Origin of the sequence: Rhodoferax sp. TS-BS-61-7 (assembly GCF_002943465.1) — a bacterium.
GTDB lineage: Bacteria > Pseudomonadota > Gammaproteobacteria > Burkholderiales > Burkholderiaceae_C > Allorhodoferax.
Genome location: NZ_PTQY01000003.1, coordinates 486,187 through 500,546 on the forward strand (window position 1 = coordinate 486,187; position 14,360 = coordinate 500,546).

1 protein-coding gene is annotated in these 14,360 nt (G+C 62.5%); it reads left to right on the plus strand.

Annotation, left to right across the window (positions count from 1 at the left end; translation table 11 throughout):
• The first annotated feature begins 13 nt into the window (after positions 1-13).
• Positions 14-14,359, plus strand: a complete 14,346-nt coding sequence (locus C5F53_RS11095) for a hypothetical protein (RefSeq protein WP_105261414.1) — start codon at positions 14-16, stop codon at positions 14,357-14,359.
• The last annotated feature ends 1 nt before the right edge of the window (position 14,360 follow it).

Below are 14,360 nucleotides of genomic sequence, written 5' to 3' on the forward strand. Positions count from 1 at the left end.
CGAGAGGCCCCACATGACCACGATCACCATTTCCGACGGCAACAGCGACCTGACCCTGCCGGGAAACATTGACACGATCATCGGGGGCACGGGTGATGATGCGATCACGATCAGCAGCGCGCTGAACTCCACCATCGACTTGGGCACAGGAGCCGACTCGCTGACCTTGGGGAACTTCACCAATACCGCCACCGTCTCCAATATCGAGTCGATTACCGGCGGCACCGGGGCCGACACCCTGACACTGGGCGCAGCCACCTCCGGCTCCACCATCAATGCCGGCGCGGGTACAGACAAGGTCACCCTGGCCGACGGCACCAACAACATCACCCTGAACAGCGTCGAAACCGTCGTAGGCGGCACAGGGGCAGACACGGTGGCATTGGGCGGATCCATAGGCGCCGCCAACATCAGCCTCGGCGCTGGTGACGATGCACTGGTGTTGTCCAGCGTCGTAACCTCCGGCAGTTTTGACTTGGGCGCTGGCGCCGACGCCATCACCCTGGCCAACGGCACCAACACCATCACGGTGGCGGGCGCTGAAACCGTCTCCGGCGGCACTTTGGCCGATGTGGTCACCCTCACCTCCGCCATTACTGCGGCAGGGGTCATCGACTTGAAGGCTGGCGCTGACGTGCTGACACTGGCGGGTGGTGGCAACACGGCCACCATCACCGGGGCCGAAAGCATCGCCACCTCCGCCTCGGGCGACGACACCATCACGCTGGGCGCAGCCCAAACCGGCACCATCAACCTGGGCGCTGGCGCCGACGTGCTTACCCTGTTTGGCACTGGCACCAACAGCCTGACCCTGTCCAACATCGAAAGCGTCCTGGGCGACTCCGCAGCCGACACCATCACGCTGGGCGTGGCCCAGTCCGGTGGCACCATCGACCTGAACGACGGCACCGACACCCTGATCCTGGCCAACGGCACCAACGTCCTCACCGTGTCGGGCACGGAAACCATCACCGGAAACTCCGGCGCCGACACCCTTACCCTGAACGAAGCGATCACCAACGGCGTAGTGAATCTGGGAAGTGGCGCAGACACCCTGACGCTGCTGGCTTCGGACACGACAGGCCAGAGCGTCACCGCCACCGGGGTGGAGACACTGACCGCAGGCTCCGGCGCTGACACCATCACGATGGGGGCCGCCATCGCAGGCGCCACCTACAACCTCGGTGATGGCGCCGACGCCATCACCCTGACTGGCGCTACCAACACGATGACGCTGAGCAATGCCGAGTCGCTGACCGGTGGGACCGGCGCAGACACGGTCACGTTCGGTGCCGCAATTACTGGTGCCACCGTGAACCTGGGCAATGGCGCCGACAGCCTGACCCTGGCCGCAGGCGGCAACACCGTGACCGCGACCGGTGTCGAATCCATCACCGGCGGCGCAGGCGACGATGTGCTGGCCCTGTCTGCCGCCTCCTCTGGCGTAACGATTGACTTGGCAGGCGGCACTGGCGACGTAGTCACCATGGTGGCGGGTGGCAACTCCCTCAATATTTCAGGTGCAGAGTCCATCACGGGCGGCGCAGACGCCGACGCCGTGACCCTAGGCGCGGCACAAGCCAGCGGCAGCATTGACCTGGCAGCGGGCACCGACAACCTCACCCTGGCCAACGGTGTCAACACGTTGACCGTGCTGGGAACCGAAACCATCACCGGAAACTCTGGCGTCGACACCATTACCCTGGGCTCGGCCATTGCCGCGGGCAGCATCAACCTGGGTGCTGGCGCAGACGTGCTGAACCTGTTCGACACGGCCAGCAACAGCCTGACTGCAACGGGCGTGGAAAGCATTCTGGGGGGCAGCGGTGCAGACACCGTCACGCTGGGCGCAGCCATCACAGGCGCAACCATTGACTTGGCCAGCGGCGCCGACGTACTGACCCTGGCCAGTGGCACCAACACCATGACGCTGTCCAACGTGGAGAGCGTCACCGGCGGCACCGGCAACGACACCATCACCCTCGGCGCGGCCGTCACTGGCGGCACCTTCAACCTGGGCAATGGCCAGGACAGCCTGACACTGGCGCAGACCGGCACTGCTAACAACACCGCCACGGTCACCGCCATCGAAACCATCACGGGCGGCAGTGGCGACGATGACATCACCTTCACCGGCGGCGTGACCGGCGGTAGCATCACCTTGGGCGATGGCACCGGCGACAAACTGACACTGGGCGGCGCCTCTACACTGACGCTGGACGGCACCATCGAAACCGTGGTGGGCAGCAACGGCAACGACACCGTGACACTGAGCGCGGCAGTCACCGCTGGCAGCTACGACCTGGGCGCCGGCTCCGACAAACTGAACCTGGCCGCAGGCGGCAACACCCTGACCCTGAACGGCAGCATCGAAACTGTGGTGGGTGGCGCGGGTGCCGACAACATCACCTTCTCGGCAGCGCTGACCAATGTGGTTATTGACGCAGCAGGTGGCACCGACACCCTGACCCTGGCCGACAGCTCCAACTCCTTCCAGGCTTCCAACGTGGAATCCATCGTGGGTGGCTCTGGGGCAGACCAGATCACACTAAGCACCACCGTCACCAACGGCACCTTTGACCTGGCCGAAGGCGCCACCGACCGCCTGACCCTGGCCAACGGCACCAACAGCCTGACCACCACCGATGTGGAAACCGTGATCGGTGGCACCGGTGACGACACACTGACGCTGACCACCATCACCACCAACGGCACCTACAGCCTGGGCGCCGGCAACGACAAGATCACCCTGGCCAACGCCAACAACGTGTTGGCAGTGTCCAACATCGAGACCATTGTGGGTGTCGCGGGTGATGACACCGTGTCCTTCAACGCGGCCATCTCGGGCGGCATTGTGGACCTGGGGGGTGGCACCGACCAACTCAATTTGGCCGATGGCGCCAACGTGGTCACGGCCACAGGCATCGAGGCGATTGTCGGCAACTCGGGGGCCGATACGGTCACCATCACCAGTGCCATGGCCAGTGGCAGTACCGTGGACTTAGGCGACGGGGTATCCGATGTACTGGTACTGCAAGGCAACGGCAACACACTGACCTTATCCGGCACCGAGAGCCTGACCGGCAGCACCGGCGATGATCTGGTAACACTGGGCGCCGGCATTTCTGGCGCCACCTTCAACCTAGGCACCGGCACCGATACGCTGACCCTCTCGCTGGGCAACCACACCATCACAGTCAACAACGTCGAGTCCGTGCTGGGCGATGGTGGCACGGACAACATCACCTTCTCGAATGTGGTCACGGGCGGCACCTATGACCTTGCCGCGGGCACAGACCAAGTGACGCTGGGCAACGGTTCAGGCGCCAACACCATCACCGTCAGCAACGCCGAAAGCTTTACCGGCAGCAGCGGTGCCGATGCGGTCACCTTCGGCGCGGCAGTCGCGGCAGGCACCGTGAACCTGGGGGTGGGCGCAGACAGCCTGACTTTGGCCAGTGGCACCAACGCACTCACCGTCACCGCGGCAGAAAGCATCACGGGCAACGCAGGTGCGGACACCATCACCCTGGGCGGTGCCATGGCGTCGGGCACCTTCGATTTGCTGGGCGGCAACGACGAACTGATTCTGGCCAACGGCACCAATGCCGTGACAGCCACCAATATCGAATCCATTCTGGGCGGCACGGGCGCCGACACCGTGACGCTGGGCGTGGGTTCTACGGCGGCCACCGTTGACTTGGGGGCTGGTGCAGACGCTTTGGCTCTGGCGGCAGCGGGCGGCACGTTCACCGTGTCGGGCACCGAATCCATTACCGGCGGCGCAGGCGCCGACCTGGTAACCCTGGGTGCCGCCATCAGCGGCGCCACCGTCAACCTGGCAGGTGACACCGGGGACGTGTTGACACTGGCCAACGGCACCAACACCGTGACCGCACTTGGCGTGGAAACCGTGGTCGGCGGCAATGCGGGTGACACCGTCATGCTGACCAACACAACCAATGCACTGACGGTGAGCAATGTCGAAACCGTGGTGGGCAACTCGGGCAACGACTCCCTGTCGCTGACCAATATTGCCAACACCCTGACCGTCAGCAGCATTGAAACCCTAACGGGTGGCACGCTAAACGATGCCATCACCCTGAGCACGGCAGTTAGCGGCGCCAGCTACGACTTGGCAGGCGGCACCGACACGGTCACCCTGGCCAGCGGCGCCAACAACTTGACTGTCACCGGCGTGGAAAGTGTTGTGGGCGGTGGCGCCACGGACACACTCACGCTCGCAGGCAACGGCAGCACGCTGACCGTGTCTGCTGTGGAAACCATTGCCGGTAGCACCGGCGACGATGTCGTGACGCTGGGTGCCAGCGTCAGCGGGGGCAATTTTGACCTGGCCGCCGGCAACGACACCCTGAATCTGGCAGCGGGCGGCAACACATTGACCGTCAGTGGTACGGTGGAAACCCTGGTGGGCGGCGCAGGCAACGACCTGATTACCGTCGGCAGCGCAGTCACCGGCCTCACCTACGACCTGGGTGGTGGTGCGGACCGCCTCACCCTCTCCAGCACCGGTGACAACGCCATCACCGCCATCGGCATCGAAAGCCTGGTGGGCGGGACCGCCAACGATGCGGTGACCTTTACCGCCGCCGTTTCGGGTACGGCCATTGACCTGGGGGCAGGCACCCAAGACAAAATTACCCTGGCTGACGGCACCAACACCCTGTCGCTCAACGCCAGTGTGGAAACCGTCATTGGCGGTACCGGGGCCGACGCCATCACCCTCACGGCAGCCGTGACCGGCCACGTTTATTCGCTGGGCACCGGGGCAGACAGCCTGACGCTCTCCGGCACCGGCAACAACACCCTGACCGCCACCGACATCGAAAGCATCAGCGGTGGCAACTTGAATGACACCGTCACGCTGGGCACCGTCGTCACAGGTGCCACCATCAACCTCAATGGTGGTACCGACCGCCTGATCCTGGCCGATGGTGCAGCCAACACCGTCACGCTCAGTGGCGTCGAATCCATCAACGGCGGCACGGGTGATGACAACGTCACGCTGTCGGCCGCTGTGACGGGGGGCACCGTGTCCCTGGGCGCAGGCACCGACACACTGACGCTGGGCGCCAGCTCGACCCTGACGCTGGACACCACGGTTGAAACCCTGGTGGGCAGCAACGGCAACGACACGATTACCCTGAGTGCAGCGGTCAGCACGGGCAGTTACGACCTGGGCGCAGGCTCGAATGACCAACTCACGCTGTCCACCACCGGCAACAACACCTTGACGCTGGGCAACAGCGTGGAGACCCTGACATCAGGCTCCGGCGACGACACCATTGTGCTGAGTGCCGCTGTGTCCAATATGCGTGTGGACCTGGGCGTAGGTGCCGACAGCCTGAGCCTGGCCAACGGCAGCAACTCACTGACGCTGTCCAACATCGAATCCGTCACCGGCGGCACTGGCGTCGACCAGCTGACCTACACCACCGCTCTGACCGCCGGCCAGATTGACTTGGGCACGGGCTCTGCGGACAAAGTGATCCTGGCCAATGCGCCCAACACCCTGACCACCACCGGCGTAGAAACCGTCGTAGGCGGCACCGGCAACGACACCCTGACCCTGGCCGATGCTAGCTCCTTCGGCGTGTACGACCTGGGCGCAGGCAGCGCCGACCAGCTGAACCTGAGTGCCGCGGGCAACAACAACGTCATTGCCAAAAACACCGAGTCCATCGTGGGCCTGGGGGCAGACGACACCGTGGCCCTGGGCAACAGCATTACCAACGGCCAGATCAACCTGGGCGCCGGCACCGACACGCTGACCCTGTTTGATTCGCCCAACAGCCTCACCATTACTGGTGTGGAAACTCTGGTGGGCGACTCTGGCGCTGACACCGTGACGCTGGCCACCGCCGTGACCGCGCTGGACGCCAACCTCGGCGCTGGTGCCGACACCCTGATTCTGGCCAACGGCGCCAACACCCTGTCGGTCAGCAACGTTGAAACCATTACTGGCAACAGCGGTGCGGACACCGTGACCTTGGGCTCCGGCGTGAGCGGCGGCACCATCAACCTGGGCGCGGGCACCGATTCGCTGACCTTGTTCAATGACGCCAACGTATTAACCGTGACAGGCGTGGAAACTGTGGTGGGCGATGCGGGGGCAGACACTATCACCCTGACGGATGCTGTTTCCGGCTCCATCAACCTCAACGGTGGCAACGACACCCTGAATCTGGCCAACGGAGCCAACACCCTGACCATTTCCAACGTGGAAACAGTCAACGGTGGCACCGCAGCAGACACGGTAACCTTTGGCACGGCCATTACCGACACCACGGTCAACCTGGGCGCAGGCACAGACACCCTGACCCTGGCCGACGGCACCAATGCGGTCACCACCCTGCAGGTGGAAAGCATCGTGGGCGGCACTGGAGACGACACAGTCACCCTGGGCGGTGCGCTTTCGGGTGCCACCATCGACCTCAATGCAGGCACCGATACCCTGGTCCTTGCCAACGGTGTGAACGTGCTCACGGTGAGCGATGTGGAAAGCCTCACTGGCGGCACAGGGGCAGACACCATTACGCTGGGTAGCGGTAGCACTGCGGCCACCGTGGACCTGGGTGCAGCCGTGGACACCTTGACTCTGTCCAACTCGGGCGGCACTTTCACCGTCAGCGGAGTAGAAACACTTGCCGGTGGCACGGGTGATGACGCCGTCACACTCGGCTCCACCGTTACGGGCGCCGTCGTTAATCTGGGCGCTGGCACCGACAGCCTGACGCTGGCCAATGGCGCCAACACCCTGACCGTCACTGGCGCGGAAACCATCACTGGAGACTCCGGCGCAGACCTGGTGACACTGGGCAGCACGGTGACCGGTGCCACAGTGAACCTGGCCGACGGCAGCGACCGACTGGTTTTGGCCAACGGCACCAACACCCTGACGGTGAGCAATACGGAATCCGTCAGTGGCGGCACCGGCAGCGACACCCTCACGTTGACCAATGTGGCCAACACACTGACTCTGAGCGGGATTGAAAGCGTGGCGGGCGGTACCCTGGCCGACGCAATCACCCTGACCACTGCCGTCACGGGCGGCAACTACAGCCTGGGTGCTGGCGCCGACAGCCTGATCTTGTCTGGCGCAGCGGCCAACACCCTCACGGCCACCGACATCGAAACCATCACCGGGGGCTCGTCTAATGACAGCGTGGTGCTCGGCGCGGCCCTGACGGCCGGCAGCATCGACCTGGGCGTGGGCACAGACGCCTTGACTTTGGCTGCGGGTGGTAACACCCTGACCCTGAGCAATGTAGAGACTATCACAGCCACCGGCAGCGGTGACGATGCCATCACACTGGCTACCAGCGTATCGGGTGGTAGCGTAGACCTGGGTACCGGCAGTGACACCCTGACTTTGGGGGCCAGCGGCAATACCCTGACCGTAGCCACCACGATCGAGAGCTTGGTCGGTAGTGGGGGGGACGACATCGTCACACTGGCTGGCGCCGTGTCGGGCCAAACGTACGATCTGGGCGCGGGCGCCGGAGACCGCATTATTCTGTCTGGCGCCGGTGCCAACGACCTGACCGTCAACGCCATCGAAACCATCAGCGGCGCTGGTGCCAACGACACGGTGCGTTTCAGCGCCGCAGTCAGCGGTGTCACCGTGGACTTGGGCGGCGGCACAGGTGACCGCGTTGTGTTGGCTGATGGCGCCAACACGCTGTCGTTGAACGGCACCGTAGAAACTGTCACGGGTGGCACAGGTGCAGATGCCGTGACCCTCACCACTACGGTGAGCGGCGCCATCTACAGCCTGGGCGCAGGCACCGACCGACTGACACTGGCCAACGGCAGCAACACGCTGACCGCCACCGACGTAGAGAGCATCACCGGCGGCACCGGGGTAGACAACGTCACCCTGGGTACAGCCATCAGCGGCGCCCAGATTGATCTGGGTGGCAGCATTGGCGACAAACTTACGCTGGCCAACGGTGCCAATACCGTCACTACCAGCAACGTGGAAACGATTGTGGGCGATAGTGGTGCAGACGTAGTGACGCTGAACACCGTCATCGCAGGTGGCAATATCGATCTGGGTGATGGCACGGACCAACTGGTCCTGAAAAACGGCACCAACAACCTGACCGCCACAAATATTGAGACCATCACCGGCGGAACCGGTGCAGACACCATCACCTTGGGTGCAGCACAAAGCAGCGGCACCTTCAACCTGGGTGCGGGTACAGACACCTTGAACCTGGCGTCCAGTGGCAACAACACACTGACGCTGGACGCCAGTGTGGAGCGCATCAATGGCGGCACGGCGGCCGATGCAATCACCCTGACCCAAGCGGTGTCGGGTGCGGTGTTCGATCTGTCCGGCGGTGCCGACAGCCTGACACTCGCCAACGGCACCAACATTTTGACTGCGTCGTCGGTGGAGTCCATTACCGGCTCCGCGGGCGACGAAGACATCACGCTGGGTGCGGCTGTCAACGGCGCCACCATTGCCATGGCGGCTGGCAATGACGTCCTGACCCTCTCCGGGGCTGGCAACAACACGGTCACAGTAAGCGATGTGGAATCCTTGGTTGGCGCGGGCGCCAACGACAACATCACCCTGAGCACGATTTTGACGGGCGGCAGTGTCAGCCTGGGTGGCGGCAGCGATGCCCTGACTCTCGCGGTGGGCGCCAACGTCGCCACGGTGGATGGCGTGGAAACACTCACCACCAGTGGCTCGGGCGACGACACCATCACACTCTCCAGCGCCAGTCCATTTGGCGCCTCAGTCAACCTGGGTGCAGGCGCAGACAGTCTGACGTTGGCAGCTGGTGGCAACACCATGACCTTGACCAGCGTAGAGTCCGTGACAGGCAATGCCGGTGCAGACATCATCACCTTTGCCGCAGCCGTGAGCGGAGCCACGCTGGACTTGAGCGCTGGCGTAGACAAGCTCTACCTGGCTGACGGCGGCAACACGGTAACGGCCTCCAACGTGGAAAGTGTGACGGGCGGAAGCGGTGTAGACACGGTCACGCTGCAGACCACCTTGACCGGTGGCACCATCGACCTCGGTGCAGGTGCTGATGCGCTGACCTTGGCTGACGGAGTGAACACCGTCACCGCATTCAACACAGTGGAGACCATCACGGGTGGTATTGGCGCGGATACGGTGACCTTCAGTGGCGCCATCAGTGCCGGCACCTACAACCTGGGTGCGGGAACCGACACCCTGAACCTGGCCTTGGGTACCAATACATTCACCGCCAGCAGCACGGTGGAAAGCATTCTGGGCAACTCGGGTGCTGACACCATCACCCTGGACGGCAGTGTCAGTGGCAACAGCTATGACCTGGGTGCTGGCGCAGACCGCCTGAACCTCTCGGGCCTAGCGGCCAATACACTCACACTGAACGGCTCCATCGAGTCGTTGGTGGGCGACTCCGCAGCGGACACGATCACCCTGAGCAGTGCGGTAAGCGGCCATAGCTACGACTTGGCAGGTGGCACAGACACCTTGCAACTCGCAGATGGCGCGAACACCCTGACACTGGCCAATATCGAAACCATCGTGGGTGGCACCGGTGCAGACACCCTGGTGTTGAGCAGCGTAGTCACTGGCGGATCGATTGACCTGGGAGCAGGCAGCGACAAGATCACCCTGGCCAACGGTGCCAATACGATTACGGTGTCGAACGTCGAAACCATTGTGGGCAATTCCGGCAACGATCTGGTGACACTGGCCACGGCAATCGCAGGCGGGTCGGTCACCCTGGGCGCTGGTGCGGGAGATGTCCTGACACTGGCTAACTTCAACAATACCTTGTCAATCGACAACAGCATTGAAAGCCTGGTTGGCGGCACGGCAAACGACACCATCACCCTTACCAGCACCGTCACGGGCTTCAGTTACGACCTGGGCGATGGCACAGACACCCTGACGCTCATGGCCAGTGGCACCGGCGCCAATACCGTCACACTGTCCAATATAGAGAATTTGGTGGGGGGATCTGGTGCGGACACCGTCACCTTGGGCACTGCCGTCACTGCGGGCGCCTACAACCTCGGTGCAGGTACCGACACGCTGGTGCTGGGCAACTTCAACAACACGTTGACGGCACTCAACATAGAGAACATCACTGGCAACAGCGGCGATGATGACATCACTCTGGGCGCAGGCGTCACCTCGGGCAGCTTCAGCCTGGGCGATGGCACAGACGTCTTACGTTTGGCCAATGCCGCCAACACCCTGTCCATCGGCGGCGACATTGAAACCCTGGTGGGCAATTCGGGGGTTGACACCATTACCCTCACCACAGCAGTCACAGGCCGCACATTCGATCTGGGGGCGGGCGTTGACAAACTGACATTGGCCCACGGCGCCAATACCGTGACACTGGCGAACATCGAAACCGTGGTGGGCGGCACCGGTGCAGACAACGTCACCATGCTGGCGGCCGTATCGGGCGCCAATATCAGCCTGGGTTCGGGTGCCGACGTATTAACACTCGCCGACTTCAACAACACGCTGTCGATCGACAGCAGTATCGAGTCGCTGTTGGGCGGCACACTGGCCGACGCCATTACCCTGACCGCACCGGTCACGGGTGGCATCTACGACCTGGGCGCCGGAACGGACACCTTGCGCCTACTGGCGACGGGCACCGCAGCCAACACGGTGACGATGTCCAATATCGAATCCTTTGCCGGCGGCTCCGGCACGGATACCGTCGTGCTGAGCACCTTGGCCAGCAATGCCGTGTTTGACCTGGGCGCAGGTGCAGGTGACAAACTCACGCTCAATAACAACGGCAACAACACCATCACCGTAGGCGGTATTGAAACGCTTATCGGCAACGATGGCAACGACACGGTGACCTTGTCCACCATCCTGTCTGGCACAGGCCTTAGCGTGGTTCTGGGCACCGGCACCGACAGCCTGGCCCTGGCCAATGGCGCCAACAGCCTCACGGTCGCCAGCGACATAGAAACCGTGCTGGGCAATTCTGGTGCCGACACCCTGACTCTGAGCGAAGCCGTCTCCGGCAATGTCTACCACCTGTCTGCGGGTGCCGACGTACTGACCCTGGCCGGTGCAGGCAACACCGTGACCCTGAGCGGTGTGGAGACGCTGACGGGCAGCACTGGCGCAGACCTGATCACACTTACGGCAGCCCAAAGCGCAGGCGTCTACAACCTGGGAAGTGGCGCAGACGTGCTGACCCTGGCCGACGGCCTGAACACCTTGACCCTGAGTGGCGTGGAATCGCTGACCGGGGGTACAGGGGCAGACACCATCACCCTTAGCGCCATTATTTCGGGCGCCACGGTGGACTTGGGCAACGGCATCGACAAGCTCACGCTTGCCAATGGCGCAGGCAATACCTTGACACTGAGCAGCATCGAAACGCTGGTCGGTGGATCGGGCGCTGATGTGATCACACTGACCACCGCTGCTTCTGGCGCCAACATCGACCTGGGGCTGGGCAACGACACGCTGCAACTGGCCAGTGCGTCCAACACCCTGACGCTCAATGGCAGCATTGAGTCCCTGATCGGCGGCACCCTGGACGACACCGTTACCTTGTCGGCTGCAGTTTCGGGTAGAACTTTTGACCTGGGCGATGGTGCTGACAAATTGGTACTCGCCAACGGTGTGAACACAATCACGGTCAGCAATGTGGAAACACTGGTTGCCAACGCTGGCGCAGACACGGTTACCCTCGGATCGTCGGTGACCAACCAGACCATCGATCTGGCCGGCGGCATTGACAAACTGGTGCTCAAAACCACGGGCTCCGACGCCAACACCCTGACGGTGGCCAATACCGAAACCATCGTGGGTGGCGGTGGTGACGACACCGTGACCCTGACCGCAGCAGTGTCTGGTGTCAGTATTTCTCTGGGCGCTGGCACTGCGGACACATTGGTTCTGGCCACCGCCGGCACCAACACCCTCGTGTTGAACACAGACATCGAGACCCTCACTGCCGGCGCAGCCATCGATCGCATCACGCTCAGCGCTGCGGTAAGCGGACGCAGCTTTGATCTGGGTGCGGGCTCCGACTCCCTGACACTGGCAGGCAACGGCAACACCGTCACGCTGTCCAATATCGAGACCGTCATTGGCAGCACCGCCAATGACCTGGTCACACTCACCAACACCCTCACCGGCGGCATCGTGAACTTGGCTGGCGGCACGGGCGATGTGCTGACCTTCACCGCCAGTAGTGGCGCCAACACCGTCACGGTCAACAACACCGAAACCATCGTGGCGGATGCAACGGACGACACCATCACTCTGGCCTCCGCCATTAGCAATGGCACCGTGAATCTGGGTGGCGGTGTCAATAAGCTGATACTGGCGGCAGCAGCAAACACCCTGACAGCGGTTTCCAATGTGGAATCGGTGGTGGGTGGGGCGGCAGATGACAAGCTGACGTTCCTGACCCAGGTGACTGCAGGTAACTTCAATCTTGGCGCCGGTCTGATCGACACCCTGACACTGGCCAACTTTGACAACACCCTGACGGCCACCGGCGTGGAAACCATTGTCGGCAGCTCGGGGGCTGACGACATTACGCTGGGCTCCGCAACCGCCGGAGGCAGCTACTCTCTGGGCGATGGCAACAACACCCTGCGATTGTTCAATGCGGCCAATACCTTGTCTGTGAACAACACCGTGGACACTTTGATTGGCAACTCAGGGGTAGACACCATCACCTTGACGAACATCGCCACAGGCAATGTCTACAGCCTGGGCGCAGGTTCGGACAAGCTGACTCTGGGCAACTTCGCCAATGCAGTCACACTGACCGACGTGGAAACCCTGGTGGGTGGAACCGCCAATGACACGGCTGTCCTGACTACACAGAGCTCAGCCGGCATCTTCAACCTTGGTGCAGGCAGTGCAGACCATTTGACCCTGGCTGATTTCAACAACACCGTGACCCTCACCGGCGTCGAAACCCTGGTGGCCGGTACGGGCAACGACATCGTCACGCTCAGCGTCGCACAGGTGGGTGGCAACTACAACCTGGGCGCGGGTACCGACCGCCTGATCCTGGCCGCGGCAGGCAGCAACACACTGACCGTTGCCAATGCAGAAACGATCATCGGCACGGGTGGTGTTGACACCATCACGGTGACTGCCGGTCAGACCGGCACCCGGATTGACCTGGGCAGCCTGAACGACACGCTCATTTTGAGCAACGACGACAATGACTTCACCGTGCTGAATGTGGAAACCATCACCGGCGGCACTGGAAGCGATATCGTGACCCTGGGTGCCGCCGTGATCGGTACGACCAACTTCAACCTCGGAGACGGAGCAGACCAGCTGCGACTGTTCAACGCGGCAAACACGTTCACGCTGATGAGCAACACCATCGAGACCGTCACAGGCAACTCGGGGGCAGACTCCATCACCATGGCCGTTCAGGCCACCGGCAATACCTTTGACCTGGGTGCTGGCGTAGATATTTTGACTTTGGGCAACTTCGCCAATGACGTCACCGCATCGGGCGTAGAAACGGTCACCGGCTCCTCTGGCAGCGACACAGTGACACTGACCACCACCCTGTCGGGTGGATTGATCAACCTGAATGCTGGCAGTGACACACTCAACCTGGCGAGCGGAGTGAACACCATTACCCTGAGTGGGGTGGAAACCGTGAATGGCGGCAGCGGCAGCGACCGCATCACCCTCAATAACGCCATCACTAACGGTGTGATTGACCTGGGCGGCTCCAACGACAGCCTGACGCTCTCCGCATCGGGGCCCAACAGCCTCACCATCACCAACGTGGAAACCCTGGTCGCTGGCGCAGGCAATGACTCCGTAACCCTGGGCACCGCTGCCGTGGGCGTCACCTACAACCTAGCAGGCGGTACGGACACCTTGAACCTGTCGAGCACGGGCAACAACAACGTCACCGTGAACGCCATCGAAACCGTTTTGGGCGGCTCGTCCGACGACACCATCACCATGGTTTTGTCCACGATTGGCGCCACACTCAACGGCGGCGGTGGCGACGACACCCTGGTGGGCAGCAATGGCGCAGACCTGCTGATTGGCGGCAGTGGTGCCGACTACTTCGTCTTCCGCGACACTGCGCAGTCCAGTGCCACTGTTTTTGACACGATCAATGACTTTGTGGTGGGCCAGGACAAACTGGTCTTCGAAGGACTGGGCAACGGCAACTTCAGCATGGTGAGTACTTTCACCAATTCAGGCGACGCGCAGGCCAAATGGGACTCTGCGACCAATATACTGTTGGTCGACACAGACGGTAACGGCGTCGCTGAAATGAAACTCACTTTGGTGGCCGCTACGTCTGATGGACTCAGTGCTTCTGACTTCCAATGGACCTAAC

Bases quoted from the DNA above. Each gene is read 5' to 3' on its own strand.
- C5F53_RS11095 (WP_105261414.1), top strand. From the start codon at position 14: ATGACCACGATCACCATTTCCGACGGCAACAGCGACCTGACCCTGCCG.